The organism is Neorhizobium sp. P1_A6, assembly GCF_056406795.1.
Map to the genome: position 1 here is coordinate 351214 of NZ_JBFTZM010000001.1, position 14879 is coordinate 366092.

Annotated in this window: 13 protein-coding genes; 5 read left to right on the forward strand and 8 right to left on the reverse strand. The window is 60.9% G+C overall.

Annotation, left to right across the window (positions count from 1 at the left end):
• Nucleotides 1-72: 72 nt before the first annotated feature.
• Nucleotides 73-1947: a HAMP domain-containing methyl-accepting chemotaxis protein gene (locus AC1D3C_RS01505; protein WP_477481615.1), complete on the reverse strand. Its 1875-nt coding sequence runs from the start codon at nucleotides 1945-1947 to the stop codon at nucleotides 73-75.
• A 303-nt stretch (nucleotides 1948-2250) separates the two neighbouring features.
• Between AC1D3C_RS01505 and AC1D3C_RS01510 the strand changes: the two genes are divergently transcribed.
• The 3 genes from AC1D3C_RS01510 to AC1D3C_RS01520 all read left to right on the forward strand — a co-directional run bounded on the left by AC1D3C_RS01510 (nucleotide 2251) and on the right by AC1D3C_RS01520 (nucleotide 5466).
• Complete coding sequence (locus AC1D3C_RS01510; protein WP_477481616.1) at nucleotides 2251-3816, forward strand: diguanylate cyclase domain-containing protein; 1566 nt, start codon at nucleotides 2251-2253, stop codon at nucleotides 3814-3816.
• Between the two features lie 196 nt (nucleotides 3817-4012).
• Complete coding sequence (locus AC1D3C_RS01515) at nucleotides 4013-4735, forward strand: glutathione binding-like protein (RefSeq protein ID WP_477481617.1); 723 nt, start codon at nucleotides 4013-4015, stop codon at nucleotides 4733-4735.
• Between the two features lie 71 nt (nucleotides 4736-4806).
• On the forward strand, nucleotides 4807-5466 hold the full coding sequence (locus AC1D3C_RS01520; RefSeq protein ID WP_247031140.1) for a peroxiredoxin: 660 nt from the start codon (nucleotides 4807-4809) through the stop codon (nucleotides 5464-5466).
• 96 nt (nucleotides 5467-5562) lie between these two features.
• Here AC1D3C_RS01520 and AC1D3C_RS01525 read toward each other — a convergent pair whose 3' ends face one another.
• Entirely contained in the window at nucleotides 5563-5754 is a 192-nt protein-coding gene (locus AC1D3C_RS01525) for a hypothetical protein (protein WP_040123881.1), read from the reverse strand.
• A 174-nt stretch (nucleotides 5755-5928) separates the two neighbouring features.
• Nucleotides 5929-7248, reverse strand: coding sequence for an LLM class flavin-dependent oxidoreductase (locus AC1D3C_RS01530; protein WP_477481618.1), 1320 nt, complete (start codon nucleotides 7246-7248; stop codon nucleotides 5929-5931).
• Nucleotides 7249-7517: 269 nt separating this feature from the next.
• Here AC1D3C_RS01530 and AC1D3C_RS01535 point away from each other — a divergent pair, with 269 nt between their 5' ends.
• A complete protein-coding gene (locus AC1D3C_RS01535) occupies nucleotides 7518-8735 on the forward strand; it encodes an SfnB family sulfur acquisition oxidoreductase (RefSeq protein WP_477481619.1) in 1218 nt (405 codons plus the stop codon).
• A 61-nt stretch (nucleotides 8736-8796) separates the two neighbouring features.
• Here the strand turns inward: AC1D3C_RS01535 and AC1D3C_RS01540 are convergent, their stop codons facing one another.
• The gene (locus AC1D3C_RS01540) at nucleotides 8797-9252 is read right to left on the reverse strand and encodes an RrF2 family transcriptional regulator (RefSeq protein ID WP_477481620.1); all 456 of its coding nucleotides are present in this window, start codon (nucleotides 9250-9252) and stop codon (nucleotides 8797-8799) included.
• Nucleotides 9253-9361: 109 nt separating this feature from the next.
• The gene (locus AC1D3C_RS01545) at nucleotides 9362-10594 is read right to left on the reverse strand and encodes a M24 family metallopeptidase (RefSeq protein WP_477481621.1); all 1233 of its coding nucleotides are present in this window, start codon (nucleotides 10592-10594) and stop codon (nucleotides 9362-9364) included.
• Between AC1D3C_RS01545 and AC1D3C_RS01550 the strand changes: the two genes are divergently transcribed.
• Nucleotides 10571-10825 carry an EAL domain-containing protein gene (locus tag AC1D3C_RS01550; protein WP_477481622.1) on the forward strand — a complete coding sequence of 85 codons (255 nt, stop codon included), beginning with the start codon at nucleotides 10571-10573 and terminating at the stop codon, nucleotides 10823-10825. The two genes, AC1D3C_RS01545 and AC1D3C_RS01550, sit on opposite strands and share 24 nt — an antisense overlap.
• 15 nt (nucleotides 10826-10840) lie before the next feature.
• Here AC1D3C_RS01550 and AC1D3C_RS01555 read toward each other — a convergent pair whose 3' ends face one another.
• From AC1D3C_RS01555 to AC1D3C_RS01565, 3 genes are all read right to left on the reverse strand, one after another.
• A complete protein-coding gene (locus tag AC1D3C_RS01555; protein WP_477481623.1) occupies nucleotides 10841-11911 on the reverse strand; it encodes an ABC transporter ATP-binding protein in 1071 nt (356 codons plus the stop codon).
• Complete coding sequence (locus AC1D3C_RS01560; RefSeq protein WP_477481624.1) at nucleotides 11911-13659, reverse strand: ABC transporter permease; 1749 nt, start codon at nucleotides 13657-13659, stop codon at nucleotides 11911-11913. The genes AC1D3C_RS01555 and AC1D3C_RS01560 overlap by 1 nt, the downstream gene beginning before the upstream one ends.
• Nucleotides 13660-13756: 97 nt before the next feature.
• Nucleotides 13757-14806 carry an ABC transporter substrate-binding protein gene (locus AC1D3C_RS01565; protein WP_051900239.1) on the reverse strand — a complete coding sequence of 350 codons (1050 nt, stop codon included), beginning with the start codon at nucleotides 14804-14806 and terminating at the stop codon, nucleotides 13757-13759.
• Between the last annotated feature and the right edge of the window lie 73 nt (nucleotides 14807-14879).

A 14879-nucleotide genomic window follows, 5' to 3' on the forward strand; every position in this document is an offset into this window, starting at 1 on the left:
GGTAAATCCATGCAGGAAATCGTCAGCCGGCCGACTGCGCATTCGCGCGCGTTCGATCCGACACGCGTCGTATCATCTTTGCGCGACACGGCGCGGAGCGGTGACCTCGACTGGCCAGTTGTTCTGCAAGGAACGAGCGTGCGATTGGGTGACCGTACCCTTGTTGCTCTCCAGCTGAAACTGATTGACCAGGTTTCGCAGACGGCTCGCCTCGGACGACAAGGAAGCGACAGCGGCTGTCGACTGTTCGACCATTGCCGCGTTCTGTTGCGTCGCCTGGTCCATGTGATTAACCGCGGTATTGATCTCAGCAAGCCCGGTCGACTGCTCGCGCGCCGACGTGGCAATCGCGTCCATGACCTGATTGATCTGGACCACGTATTCGCCGATCGACTTCAGCGAAATCCCGGTTTCGAGAACCAGTTTCACGCCGTTTTCCACCTCCGTCGATGACTTCTGGATAAGTCCTTTGATTTCCTTGGCCGCTTGAGCGGCGCGCTGGGCAAGCTCCCGGACTTCCTGTGCGACGACCGCGAAACCTTTGCCCGCTTCACCCGCACGAGCGGCTTCAACGCCGGCGTTGAGTGCCAGAAGGTTCGTCTGGAAGGCAATCTCGTCGATTACACCAATGATGTTCGAGATCTGCTGCGAACTGTCTTCGATGCGTCGCATGGCTTTTTCGGCTTCCGATACGACCGCTGCTGACCGCTGGGCACTGACATTGGCTTCCAGAGCCACGTTGCGTGCCTCGTCCGTCCGTTTCGTCGACATTGCGACATTGGATGTGATCTCGTCCAATGCGGCGGCCGTCTCCTCGAGCGAGGCTGCCTGTTGTTCCGTGCGTTTGGAAAGGTCGTGGGCGCCGGATGCAATCTCGCCGGTGCCATTGTCTATGCTGTGTACCGTCTGCAGCACCGCGCCTATCGTCGTCCCCAATTGCCGAAGGGAAGCGTTGAAGTCTTCGCGCAATGTCTCGTATTCGGCCGCAAATTGCTCCGAAAGCTGGAATGAGATGTCTCCCGCTGCGAGGCGCTGGAGACCTCCACCCAATGTCGTGGTCGCGAAGCGTAACTGTTCAGCCTCCCGTTCGGCGCGCTGCTGGGCTGCAGCGCGTGATGCTTCCATCTCGCTGCGCGATGCTGCCGCTTCGTTCTCGAGCCTCACGACATTGAGGGCATTCTGCCGGAAGATCTCAACGGCACCCGCCATTTCACCAACTTCGTCAGCGCGACCGGCATAGGGAATATCGTTTTCGAGGTCTCCATCCGACAGTTGTTTCATGGCGGAGGTGATCCTCCGGATCGGATTGGCTACGCCGGAGATTGCAAATACGATGCCGGCCAGCACGATCAGCACTGCGAGCACGGCGATTGCCGCGGTCAATGCGAAAGCGGACTTCGCGGAGGCATCGCTGGCCGCCACGAAACCTTCAGCCTGGCTGAGAATGAAGGTGACCAGGTTTGTTATTCCCTTGTTCACCAGCTCGGCCTGCGATTCCATATCCGTCTTGAATAACCTGATCGCTTCAGGTGTTTTTCCGGCGTCATCAAGCGCGATCATCTGCTCCGCCAAGCGGCGATATTTGCTGAGCTCCGGCTTGATCTGATTGATCAGTTCCCGCCCGCGTTCCGTGCGAACGCCGTTTTCATATTCGGCAACCACCTTTTCGACCGCGGCAGCAGCAGCATCGATTTTTCGCTTCCCGACGCCCAGTTCCTCTGCCGTATCGTCGAGAATATACTGGCTATAAACGAGTTTGAGATCGAGAAAACTGCCTTTGATCTCACGAGCCGTCATCAACCGCTGCATCCAGAATGTCCCGATCTGTTCAGCGTTGGCGCTGAGTGTCGAGATCGTGCTGAGCGAGACGTAGGATAAACCTACCATGAAGATACTGATGATCGAAAGCTTTAGGACGAGGGCTTGCTTGATGCTTGGGCGTTTCATGCTGCGGCTCTCCGATCAGAGGCTCTTGGGGGGTGGTGACCTGATTGCGGTCAGAACAAAATGTCGCACTAGATTGATAATTTAATATTAACTAAAATACGTACGGTCTGGATATCTTGACGTAGAAGATCGCTTTCACGACCCCGCAACAGGTCCTCCGAGCGGGGTGCCTGTTATTTATAGGCGCCTATATGCAGCAATTGAACTTTAGCGATTTATTTTATCCTTCCCGCTAACCTCCCATCTGAAATTGTTCCGGTCGAAAAGGCAGTGCTTGAGGAAGCTATGCTTGGTGCGGAAGTAATGGTCTTGCTGGAATCCTGTCCACTCGCCGCGCTCGTCGTGAACGCAGCGGGTTTTGTCATGTTTGCGAATGCCGAGGCCTGCGCACTCTTTGACGGTGCAGACACGCTGAATGGCACGAACGTTGCCGATCTCTTGGCCGGATGGCCACTCGACAAGCCCGATGGTTCACCGGTTCTCTTGCGCAGTAGGACGGGAGAAACACGAAGCTGCAACATCAGGGTTTCGCCATGTTCCGGTTCGAGTGAACCGATCACCGTGGTCTGGATAGAAGTCGGCGGGTCGGAAAAATCCGCCGGGTTTGCCGTTCGGGAAGCCAATCTTCGTCTGCGATATGTCATCGAGATGTTGCCGCAGGCCGTCTGCGTCTTCGACGCCAAGGACCGATACGTCCTTTGGAATCAGAAATACGCCGAACTCTACGCGGATATCGCCGAATACCTGACGCCGGGGATTCCGTTCGAGGAGATTTTGAAGATCAGCCTAGCAGGCGGCAGCATCCAGGAAGTCGTGCTGGACCAGAACGCCTGGCTTAGCGAACGCATGGCCAAGTTTCGTCAGGTCGCATCTCAGGAAGAGCGGCAAATGAAGGATGGCCGATGGTTGCGCTACGACGATCGCCGCACGCCGGATGGCGGTGCCATTGGAATGCGCATAGACATCACCAGTCTCAAGCAGCGCGAGGAATGGCTTCGGCAATTGTTCGAGGCAAACCCGATGCCGATGCTGCTCTGCGACGGCGACAGCCTTGCGATCCTTGAAGCCAATCACGCGGCGCTTCAATTCTACGGCTACGAGAGATCGGTCCTTCTGGCCAAAGCCGTTTGCGACATGCATGCCGAAGGCCAGGGTGAGGAGTTCGCCGCCAGGCTTCGTAATCTCGACGGGGACTGCGAAGCCCGCACCGTCTGGCGCCAGCGAACGGCGAAGGACCGGGAACACCACGTCCTCATCTATGTCCGGCTGCTCCACGAGGGTGGCGACCGGCGGCTGCTGCTGACGATCGCCGACGTCAGCGACCGGGTGCTGGCGGAGGCCGAGGCCAACCGGTTGGCGCATCATGATGTTCTGACCGGCCTTCCGAACCGGATGCAATTCTACAAGGCTCTCGACGAGGCACTCAAACCGCAGGCGGAGGATGGCGTTGTCGTCGTCTACTGTCTCGATCTCGACGGATTCAAGCCGGTCAATGACACGTTCGGCCATGCCGCCGGCGACGAGGTTTTGAAGATGGCCGGTGAGCGGCTGCTTTCGGCCGCAGCCGGACATCTGGTGGCCCGCCTTGGTGGCGACGAATTTGCCATCCTCGTGAAGACCACGGGCCAGGCAGATACCGACCTTGCGGAACGGTGCATATCGGCCTTCAGCGCACCTTTCCAGATCAAGGGTTTTTCGATCGGTATCGGCGTCAGCATCGGCATCGCCGCCGCAAGTGTCGCCGGCGGCGATCGTGAAACGCTTGTTCAGACCGCAGACCGTGCGCTTTACCGGGCAAAGTCGAGCGGGCGCAACACCTGGCGGATCGCCGGAGACGAGCTGATGCCGGCGCTGATGACTGCGGGTTAACGCCGAGGGAATGTTTTCGCCCCGGCGACCGTTGTCGACGCCTTCGATCTCGCGGATGATGGAACTCGCCAAAAATTCCACCTGCTTTGGAAAGCTACACTCTCTCGCACCGGCATTTTGGAACAAACGGGGTCGGCCTCGGCTTTGGAAGCGGATAGTATCCTGTCATCGCGATTGGAAATGCTGGGGAGCTCGAATGATCGATCTTTATTATTGGCCGACGCCCAACGGCAAGAAGGTCTCGATTTTCCTGGAGGAAACCGGCACGCCCTATAAGCTGATCCCGGTGCAGATTTCTCGCGGCGACCAGTTCAAGCCGGAGTTCCTGAAGATCAATCCCAATCATCGCATGCCAGCAATCGTCGATCACCAGCCGGCTGACGGTGGAGCGCCGATCAGCGTGTTCGAATCCGGTGCGATCCTGTTCTACCTCGCCGAAAAGACCGGCAAGCTCTGGCCGCAGGATTTGCGTGCTAAATACGAAGTGGCCCAATGGGTCATCTGGCAGATGGCCAACCAGGGACCGAAGCTCGGCGAAGCCGGGCATTTCCGCCGTTTGGGTGATCGCGAGGGCGACCAGTCCTACGCGGTGCGCCGCTTCACTGATGAGGCCAACCGTCTCTATGGCGTGCTGAATATGCGGCTACGCGACCGCCCCTATCTTGCCGGCGACCAGTTTACGATCGCCGACATCATCAGCTATCCGTGGACCGTCGGCTGGCAGGTACAGGGCCAGGACATCAACGAGTTCAAGCATTTCAAGCGCTGGTTCGACGACCTGAGCGCACGGCCCGGCGTCCAGCGGGGGCTTGCTGTCGGCGCGGACCTCGCCGTCGACAATACCGAACTGCCGCCGGAGGAGCAGGAGCGAATCCGCAAGATCCTCTATAATCAACGGGCAATACCGGTCGCCGATTAGTCGGCCGGCTGCTAGAGTCCCGGCCATCCAAAAATGCGCAATCGATAGAAACAATTCAAGGGAGCCAAGACATGAGCCTTCGTATCAACGACATCGCACCGGATTTCACCGCCGAAACCACCCAGGGCACGATCCATTTCCACGACTGGATCGGCAGCGGCTGGGCCGTGCTGTTTTCCCATCCGAAGAACTTTACGCCGGTCTGCACGACCGAACTCGGCGCCATGGCCGGCCTTGAGGGAGAATTTAAAAAGCGCGGCGTCAAGATCATCGGCATCTCCGTCGATCCGGTCGAAAGCCACGGCAAGTGGAAGAACGATATCAAGACGGCGACTGGTTTCGACGTCGAATATCCGCTGATCGGCGACCGCGATCTCAAGATCGCCAAGCTCTATGACATGCTGCCGGCCGGTGCGGGCGAAAGCTCGGAAGGCCGCACGCCCGCCGACAATGCGACGGTGCGCTCGGTTTACGTCATCGGCCCAGACAAGAAGATCAAGCTGATCCTCACCTATCCGATGACCACAGGCCGTAACTTCAACGAAATCCTGCGGGCGATCGACTCGATCCAGCTCACCGCCAAACACCAGGTGGCGACGCCGGCCAATTGGCAGCAGGGTGAGGACGTGATCATCACCGCCGCCGTTTCCAACGAGGATGCGATCACCCGCTTCGGTTCGTTCGATACGGTCCTGCCCTACCTGCGCAAGACCAAGCAGCCCACGGCCTGATATCGTTTCATCCAGACAAAAAGGCCGGCGGAGCAGATCGCTTCGCCGGCCTTTCGATGTGTTCCAGGTAAAACACCCGGTGCGGGACGAGCCGTCTCAATAGACGGGATACATGCCCCAGAAAAAGCTTTCCGAATGTTCGCGATCGGGATCGCGGTTTTTGTCACCATCCTCGCGCACCTTTTCAAGCGGCGTGCGCTCGGTGCTTTCTGTGTCTGCCCTGCCCGGCGCCCGCCGGCTCAGTCCGAACAGATCAAACCCAAACAGGGATAAGCCACTAGCGATCATCGTCAGCCTCCGGTCGGTTGAACATCATGCCCACTCACTTTCGGGCCAAACCCTGCTCGGGTCAATGTAGTCTACCAAAACCCTATACTAATTCGTCAGCGGGATGGAAACTATTATGTCCGAAATGTGGCAGTTGGCGAAATGCCGATCTTTGCAAGAGCCCTTGCGTCCCCTTCAAGCGAAGAAACGGTTGGCCGGTCGCGGCAGGCCGAGATGGTCGCGAAGCGTCGATCCTTCGTAGTCGGTGCGGAAGATGCCGCGGCGCTGAAGTTCCGGAATAAGCCGCTGCGTCACGTCGTCCAGGCCCTGCGGCAGGTAGGGGAAAACGACCGTAAAGCCATCGCTTGCCTCTTCCGAAAGCCAGGTCTGCATCTCGTCGGCAATGGTTTGAGGCGTGCCGACGAATGCGAGGCCCGAATAACCGCCGTACCGCTGCGCGAGTTGGCGCACCGTCAGCTTTTCCTGTTCGGCGAGTTTGAGGACCTGGGCGCGGCCGGACTTGCTGGCGTTGGTCTCCGGAATGTCCGGCAATGGACCGTCCGGATCGAAACCGGAGGCGTCGTGGCCAAGCCCGATCGACAGCGAGGCGATGGCGCTATCGTAATGCACCAGGCTGTCGAGTTTCGCCCGCTTCGCCTTCGCTTCCTCGATCGTATCGCCGACGACGATGAAGGCGGCCGGCAGGATCTTCAGGTGGTCAGGGTTGCGCGAGGCGGCGACCATGCGGCCCTTGATATCCGCATAAAGCGTCTTGGCAGCGGAGAGATCACGTGGCGAACAGAAGACCAGTTCGGCGGTCTCGGCCGCGAGCTGGCGTCCCGGTTCCGATTGCCCGGCCTGCACGATCACCGGCCAGCCTTGCACCGGCCGGGCGATATTGAGCGGCCCGCGCACGCTGAGTTCCTCACCCTTGTGGTCCAGCACATGCATCTTCTCCGGATCGAAGAAGATGCCGCTTTGCTGATCGCGGATGAAGGCGTCGTCCGCAAAGCTGTCCCACAATCCGGTGACGACGTCGTAGAACTCGCGCGCCCGCTTGTAGCGCTCGCCGTGCTCCACATGCTCGTCGAGACCGAAATTACGGGCGGAATCCGGGTTGGACGTGGTGACGATATTCCAGGCGGCGCGGCCGTTGCTGATATGGTCGAGCGAGGCGAACCGGCGGGCGACGTGATAGGGCTCGTCGAACGTGGTCGAGGCGGTCGCCGCAAGCCCGATCTTTTCGGTGACGGCCGCCAGCGCCGAGAGCAGCGTGAACGGCTCGAACGACGTCACCGTATGGCTGCGCTTCAGCGCTTCGACCGGCATGTTCAGCACCGCCAGATGATCGGCCATGAAGAAGGCGTCGAACTTGGCGGCCTCCAGCTTCTGGATGAAGGACTTGATATGTCCGAAATTGAAATTGGCATCCGGATAGGCGCCGGGATATCGCCACGCGCCGGTATGCAGGCTGACGGGACGCATGAAGGCGGTAAGGTGGAGTGATGTTGCCATGGGACGAAGCTCTTGTGGGGTGAGAAACGGCTGATCGGCTTAAAGTAGGCATTCCCGTTTCACATGCTAAGCAACGTTGTTGCGCCGATTGCATCGTCCCGGAGAAATTCTCTCTCCTTCCGCTCAACTTGGCGTGACAATCCGCAAAACTCTCTCTTCGGCCACCAAAAGAGAAAATTCACTTCGTTCGACGCGTGCAATTGAAGCTTTATTCCTTCTCCCGCCCTCCATGGCGTGGCTCAATGACGGACTTGATCCGGGAGGCGCACATGAGCAGGGTTTTCCATTTGGCAGGAAAGATCAGAGCAGTGGCTCCGTACCTCGCGACAGAGGACCAGGCGATCGAGGTGGCGAAGGGGCTTTCGGCGCGGATTGCCGAAGGATCGAGCCACCGCGACCGGCAGCGACTGCTTCCGCATGAGGAGATGGAACTGGTCGCCCAGTCAGGCCTGCTGGGGATAACCGTGCCCGCCGAATATGGCGGCGCCGACATTTCGAATGCCTTCCTGGCGGAGGTGATCGCCATTCTGTCGGAGGCCGACGCATCGGTCGGGCAGATCCCGCAGAACCATTTCTCCATTCTCGAAGCTTTGCGTCTTTCCGGCAGCGAGGAGCAGAAGAAATATTTCTTCGCCCGGGCGCTTGCCGGCGAGCATTTCGGCAATGCCCTTGCCGAGTCCGGAACGAAGGCTGCGGGCGATATCGAAACCCGGCTTGTGCCGGAAGGCGTCGGTTATCGAATTACCGGCCGCAAATATTATTCGACGGGCGCGCTGTTTGCCGATTGGGTGGCCATCTTCGGTCTCGATCCCGAAGGCAAAGCGGTCATGGCGATCGTGCCGCGCGATGCGGAAGGACTGACGATCGTCGACGATTGGGACGGGTTCGGCCAGCGCACCACGGCCAGCGGCACCGTGCTGATCGACAACGTCTACGTTTCTCCGGATTCAGTCATCAGCTACTATCGGAGTTTCGAACGGCACGCGCCACTCGGCTCGCTTGGCCAGCTGCTGCATGCCGCCGTCGACCTGGGGATTGCACGCGCCGCCTTTGCCGACATGGTCGGCTTCGTGCGCAGCAAATCCCGAGGCATCCGTAACGTCGGCATCGAGACGGCAAGTGCCGATCCACTGACCATTGCGCGGACCGGCTCGATCGCCGTCAAACTGGAGGCCGCGAGCGCCGTTCTGGAACGAGCCGGCCGCAAGGTCGATGTCGCCCAGATCAACCCGTCCTCGGAGACTGCGATCGAGGCCTCGCTTTCCGTCGCTGCCGCAAAGATCCTGACGACGGAGGCAGCACTCGACGCGACCAACGGTCTGTTCGAACTTGCCGGAACGTCTGCGACCAAGGAGGACCTGAACCTCGACCGCCATTGGCGCAACGCCCGCACCCATACGGTGCACGATCCGGTACGCTGGAAACATCACGCGATCGGCGATTTTCACCTGAACGGCAACGTCCCGCGGCCGAACGGACAGTTCTGAAGGAATACCGCGCACAAAAGGCGCAGCTGTTTGCGGCGGCGTCAGGCGAACTGGTTGAATTCTATTTGCTGCCGACCTGCGCGTCGTCGAGAAGGCCGCTCGAGCGCTTGGCGACCATCTGTTCCAGCGTCATGTTGTCGAGGACCGCAGCGATCGCGTCGCGCACTTCCGTCATCGAATGGCGGATCTGACAGTCTTCCGGGTGGTCGCAATCGTCGCAGGGCTCGAACGCGGTCTTGCTGGCGCAGCGGATCGGCGCCAGCGGACCGTCCAGGATGCGAACTGCCTGGCCGACATAGATCTGCGAAGCGGGCTTGGACAGCGCGTAACCGCCGCCGGGGCCTTTTTTCGAACGCAGCATGCCGCCCTTGCGCAGTTCGAGCAGGATCGCATCGAGGAATTTCTTGGAAATATTGTTCTGCTGGGCGATGTCGCTAACGAAGGCGGTCTTGCCGGGTTCAAGCTGCGCAAGGTGGACAAGCGCCTTCAGTCCGTATTTTCCCTTTTTCGTCAGCATCGAAGATCGAAATTCCGCCTGTCTGGTGCCCTTCCCGGCGAGATCGCCGAAGGTGTGACACCGATACAGGACCAGTGCCAAAGGTTCAACGTCGGTTTACTCGTCTGCTCTATTCCGCCGAAAGATCGCGCAACGTCCGCGGCAGCGTGTTCATGCATTCGGCTCCCGTTTCGGTGATCAGAAACTGATCCTCGATCATCAGCGCGCCGATGCCCTGCCCGTAGAATGGCGTCTCCAGCGCCACAACCATGTTCGGCCGGATGATTTCCCGATTTCCGGCGGAGAAGAACGGCCATTCCTCGATACCGACGCTGCCGCCGACCGAATGGCCGAAATGGCCGCGATCGTATTCTGCAAAGCCGTCCCTGCGCATCGAGGCGAGCATGGCCGCATGCACGGCGCCGAACGTATTGCCCGGACGAAGTTCCCCGAGCCCGGCGGCGAAGGCACTCTCCAGCGCCTTGAAGATTTCGCGCGCCAACGGCGATGCTGGGCCATGGGTGAAGGTGCGTGCGCCGTCGGAGGAATAGCCATCGACCAGCGCCCCGACATCCGCCTTGATCAGTGCGCCTGGTGTCACCACCGCGGCCATGTCGGAGAGGTCGGTGCCGACCGAGATGAAATCCCAGTGGCTGCTGAGGCCGAAGCCGCCTTCCGCCGCGGCTGCCTGGGCGCCCGCCTTCCAGGCGCAAGAGAGTTCGGTGAGCCGTGCGCCGGGTTTCACCGCCGCCGCCATGCGGACGAGCCCGGCCTCCGCGGCCTTGGCGGCACGACGCAGCCGTTCGATCTCGCGCGGCGTCTTGACGGCCCGCAGACGGCGCAGCACGTCCGAGCCATCGGTCCAGGTTACCGTCGGCAAAGCCAGTTTCAGGGCTTCGAAATCGGCGGCCGGCATGAATTCCAGGTCGGCGCCGATCTTTGACCGCTCGAGGCCGCGCTCGTTCAGCAGATTACCGAGCAGGCCAAAACAGGCGGATCGATCGAACGTTTCCGGCCGTGGACCGGCCGAGCCGAGCTGGCGATAGGCCTCGTTGATCTGATCGATGCTCCCGGCTCCCGTAAGATCGAGCATGTCGATCCAGACGCGATGGGTGCGCAGGTCGACCTCTGCCGCTGCCTTGCTGATCGAGCCGGCGGCGTGGTCGCTGGCGACTGCGGCAAGCCCCGCCGAGGCATCGGCCGGCACAAGCGCGATTGCGGCACCCGCCCTGCCCCACATGGTCGCCACACCGGCCGGCGCGCCCACTGCATACCGAAAGGCTTCGGGCTGGAAGATTACCAGGGCGTCGAGGCGGGCTTGCGCCATCAGGCGCTCTGCATGGCGGCGGTCGATATCACTCATCGCATTCTCCAGAACCACCGCTTCGGCTGCCGCATCGCGCTCGACGAGCTCGGCGCCGGTTATTCGTCGCTGAGCTATATGAGCCGTTTTCCAGTCGATATCGTCAAGGTCGTCCAGTCCTCAATCCGTTCGTTCACAGAACGGACGGGCGACATTGCCGACCCGCCGGCCTTGAAAGGCCGGCACTTGCTGCTCGATGTGGTGCGACGGATGGGTTTCAAAGTGAAATAGCGGGCAAGGTGGGCATCAATCCGCGATTGGCACGATCTGCGCGGGATCAATCTGCAGCCAGGCCGGCGCGCCGACCTCGAAGACGTCCGCCGGCGGCGCGGCGACACGGAACTGCAACCCGCTGTCCGTCGACTGGAAGACGTAGTCCCAGGTCTCGCCGAGGAACGAGGATTGCCGCACCGAGCCTTGCAGGTTTATGGCCTTTTCCCAGGGAGCTTCGGTCGCGGAAAGCTTCATCGCCTGCGGCCGGATGGAGACGGTGATCGGGCCGCCGCCAGAAACCTCTTCGCCGATCATCGCCAGCGGCACACTGAAGCCCGCAAAGTCGATCATGTGGTTGCCGCAATTGCCGGAGAGGAAATTCGTGCGGCCGATGAAGCTCGCCACAAACCGGGTCTTCGGCCGGCTGTAGAGCGCGTAAGGGCTGTCGATCTGCTCAAGGCGGCCGTTGTTCATCACCGCGATGCGGTCGGAGGTCACCATCGCCTCGCCCTGGTCGTGAGTGACATAGACCGAGGTGATCTTGAACTCGTCATGCATGCGCTTGATCTCGAAACGCATCTCCTCGCGCAGGTTGGCGTCGAGGTTCGAGAGCGGCTCGTCGAGCAGCAGCACGGCCGGACGGATAACCACGGCGCGGGCGAGCGCCACGCGCTGCTGCTGGCCACCGGAAAGCTCGGCCGGATAACGGTCGGCGAGATGGCTCATCCGCACGGTTTCCAGCACCGCGCCGACGCGTTTCTTGACTTCATCGCTCGGCAGCTTGCGCAGGTTGAGGCCGAACGCGACGTTCTGCGACACCGTCATGTTCGGCCAGATCGCATAGGACTGGAAGATCATCGACATGCCGCGCTTTTCCGGCGGGACGGAGCCCGAAGGCGCCGACAATATCTTGCCGTCGAGCTCGATCGAGCCGGAGGTCGGGTCGATGAAGCCGGCGATCATCCGCAGCGTCGTCGTCTTGCCGCAGCCGGACGGGCCGAGCAGCGACACGAATTCGCCGGGCTTGATATGCAAGTCGAAATCGAGCACCGCATCGACGGCGCCGAAACGGCGACCGAGTTTCCTGAGGACAAGTCCGTCCATTAGCTTCTTCTCAACATGAAGTCGCGTCCGAGATAACGCATCCCGATGGCGACGACTGCGACAATGATGATCAACAAGAGTGAGCCCAGCGCCGCGAGCTTTTCGAGCTCGCCTTCCTCGCTGAGATCGAGCAACACGACGGAAACGACGCGCGTGGTGGGGCCGACCAGGAAGATGGCGGTCGAGAGTTCCTGTGCCGCCGGCACGAAGATCAGCAGCCAGCCGCCGGCAAGCGTGCGCTTCAACAGCGGCCCGACCACATGCCTGAGCGCCGTCACCCGCCCGCCGCCGAGAATGCGCACCGCCTCCTCCATTTCTGGATGAATGCTGCGCACGCCGGCCGAACTGGTGGTGAAGGCGATCGGCAGGAAGCGGGTGACGAAGGCAAGCGCCATGATCGTATAGGTGCCGTAAAGCGCGATCGGCGGCAGGGCATAAGCCGCATAAAAGCCGATGGCGAGCACGATGCCGGGCACGACATAAGGCGAGACCGCGAGGAAGGCGAGCAGGCCCGAGAAGGGGATCAGCTTGCGCTGCACGATATAGGCGATGAACAGCGCCAGCGTGATCGCCACCGTCGCCGCGACGATGCCGAGCCCGATGCTGCCGACCAGTGCCTTTTGCGAACTGGAATGCTCGAAGAGCACATAGTGGAAGTTGGAAAGCGTCAGGTTGCTGAACGAGAAGCCGGCCGTCCAGGAGTCCGAGAAGGCGGCGAGAAGCAGCACGAACATCGGCATCAGCACCGACAGCGCCACGACGCAGAAACAATAGCCAAACAGCACCCAGCGCCATCTGCCGAGCTTGACGATGCGGCGCTCGCCGCCCTTGCCGCTGACCGAGACATAACCCTTGCGGCGCAGGATCAGCTTCTGCAGCCCGAGCATTGCCGCAGTGATCAGCAACAGCGGGATCGAATAGGCGGCCGCCACCTGGATCCGCAGCGGGAACGAGAAGAACTCGGTGAGCTGGATGACTACTACCGGGTAGCGCGCCGGGATCGAGATCAGCGCCGGCACGCCGTAGAGCGCGATCGCACCGAGGAAGGACAGAAGTGCGGAGCCGATGATCGCCGGCATCACCAGCGGGAACGTCACCTTCATCGCCGTCTTGAACGGCCCGGCGCCGAGGATATTGGCAGCATCCTCCATCTCCGAATTGATCATCTCGAAGGCCGAGCTCACCAGCACGAAGACGAGGAAGAAGCCGCCTATTGCAGTGACCAGCACCAGCCCGCCGAAAGAGAAGATGTTGACCAGCGGTTCGGTCGAACCCGAAAGGCTGTGCCAGACGCGGTTGATCCAGCCGGTATTCGGGCCGGCGAGCAGGATCCAGCCGACGCCGGCGAGATAGGGTGGCATGATGAAGGCGCCGAACACGCTGTAGCGCACGAAATTGCGGCCCGGCATGTCGGTGCGGGTACAAGCCCAGGCAAGCGGCACCCCGAAAGCCAGTTTCAGCACCACGACGACGGCGCCCATTTTCAGCGTGTTGGTGAGCGCCGTGATGTGCCGTTCCTTGCCATAGGCCTCGACATAGTTGTGAAGCGTCCAGCCGCCGGTCTTGGCATCGGTGAAACTGGAGACGACGAGGGTCCACATCGGCGCGACGATCAGCACGACCAGGATGCCGGCGAAGAACAGCCAGAGCAGATTGGCCGGCTGCAGCCGCTGGTGCCAGGGTACGCGCACCTTCACCGGCTGGTCGTCCGACCAGGTGGTGGCTACGGGATGGGAAACACTCGTCATGATCGGCGCTCGCTTTGTCACTGGAGGCGTCGGAAACAGGTCACGCCACCAGGCGTGATGGGCGGAGGCCAGATGTTGCCGGCCTCCGGATTACGGTTCAGATCCCGAACGTGTCGCGGAACTTCTCCTGCACCTCAGGCAGCTTCTTGATGCCGTCGGCCGTTGCGATCGACTTCGTCTTGTAGCTGTTGAGCGGACGCATGCCTTCGGCAAGCGGCACGCCGGCCCGAAGCGGATAACGGTAGTCCTTGGCGAAGTATTCGGCGATTTCCGGTCCGAGCAGGAAGTTCTCGAACAAACGCGCGGCATTCGGATGCGGCGCATCCTTCATGATCGCGGTTGCCGAAGGCGGCAGCAAGGCGCCGTCGGTCGGGTAGATGACGCCGATCGGCACCTTCTTGAGGATCGAGTCCGACAGGATCAGCGGCAGCGGCGCCAGTGCCACCTTGCGTTCACCCGAGGCGACAAGGTTATGCCCATCGGCCACCGAACGGCCGATCTGCGGCTTGTTCTTCTCGATTTTGGTGAAAAAATCCCAGCCGTAGAGGTCGTTCATTAGGATCGTCCAGAGCCCGACACTGCCGGAGAAGCTCGGATGGCCGATCGCCACCTGGCCCTTCCATTTCGGATCGGCGAGGTCGGTCCAGTTCTTCGGGGCTTCCGCCTCGGTCACCAGCTTGGTGTTGTAGGCGATGACGAGAGGCGAGACGCCTGATGTAATCCAGTAGTTTTCCTTGTCGGCGAGCGCCCGAAGTTCCGGCACCATGTCCTTGAGGTTTTCCGGTGCGAACTGGGCAAGCGCGCCCTGTTCCTTCAGCTGCAGCATCTGGCCGTCGTCATTGGTCGACATCAGGTCGCCCTGCACCGCTTTTGCCTGCAGTTCCTGCACGAGGCGCTGGAAGATGACCTGGCCGGAGGCGCGCACGACGTTGCAGCCGACGCCGGCATATTTCGCCTTGAACAGGCCGCACATGCCGTCGGCGAACTCGGTGGTCGTCTGCGAGACGTACCAGGTGACCGAACCCTCCTTCTTGGCGGCGTCGTAGAGTTGCTTTTCGCCGGCTGTCATTTCAGCCGCGCCGGCAAGACCGGCCGCCAGCAAGAATGCCGGAACCAGGCCGGCCACATAGGTAATGGCATGCTTCATGATCTCTCCTCCCTTTGATCCGGCCCATTGCCGGCGACAAGCTCGACCCTCCCGAGCTCAGAAATTCACGTTT

Excerpts from the sequence above, each read along its gene's own strand:
- AC1D3C_RS01560 (WP_477481624.1), bottom strand. The coding sequence starts at position 13,659 with ATGACGAGTGTTTCCCATCCCGTAGCCACCACCTGGTCGGACGACCAG.
- AC1D3C_RS01550 (WP_477481622.1), top strand. The coding sequence starts at position 10,571 with ATGGCGGCGGTCGATATCACTCATCGCATTCTCCAGAACCACCGCTTC.
- AC1D3C_RS01545 (WP_477481621.1), bottom strand. The coding sequence starts at position 10,594 with ATGAGTGATATCGACCGCCGCCATGCAGAGCGCCTGATGGCGCAAGCC.
- AC1D3C_RS01540 (WP_477481620.1), bottom strand. The coding sequence starts at position 9,252 with ATGCTGACGAAAAAGGGAAAATACGGACTGAAGGCGCTTGTCCACCTT.
- AC1D3C_RS01555 (WP_477481623.1), bottom strand. The coding sequence starts at position 11,911 with ATGGACGGACTTGTCCTCAGGAAACTCGGTCGCCGTTTCGGCGCCGTC.
- AC1D3C_RS01530 (WP_477481618.1), bottom strand. The coding sequence starts at position 7,248 with ATGGCAACATCACTCCACCTTACCGCCTTCATGCGTCCCGTCAGCCTG.
- AC1D3C_RS01565 (WP_051900239.1), bottom strand. The coding sequence starts at position 14,806 with ATGAAGCATGCCATTACCTATGTGGCCGGCCTGGTTCCGGCATTCTTG.
- AC1D3C_RS01510 (WP_477481616.1), top strand. The coding sequence starts at position 2,251 with ATGGTCTTGCTGGAATCCTGTCCACTCGCCGCGCTCGTCGTGAACGCA.
- AC1D3C_RS01535 (WP_477481619.1), top strand. The coding sequence starts at position 7,518 with ATGAGCAGGGTTTTCCATTTGGCAGGAAAGATCAGAGCAGTGGCTCCG.
- AC1D3C_RS01520 (WP_247031140.1), top strand. The coding sequence starts at position 4,807 with ATGAGCCTTCGTATCAACGACATCGCACCGGATTTCACCGCCGAAACC.
- AC1D3C_RS01525 (WP_040123881.1), bottom strand. The coding sequence starts at position 5,754 with ATGATCGCTAGTGGCTTATCCCTGTTTGGGTTTGATCTGTTCGGACTG.
- AC1D3C_RS01505 (WP_477481615.1), bottom strand. The coding sequence starts at position 1,947 with ATGAAACGCCCAAGCATCAAGCAAGCCCTCGTCCTAAAGCTTTCGATC.
- AC1D3C_RS01515 (WP_477481617.1), top strand. The coding sequence starts at position 4,013 with ATGATCGATCTTTATTATTGGCCGACGCCCAACGGCAAGAAGGTCTCG.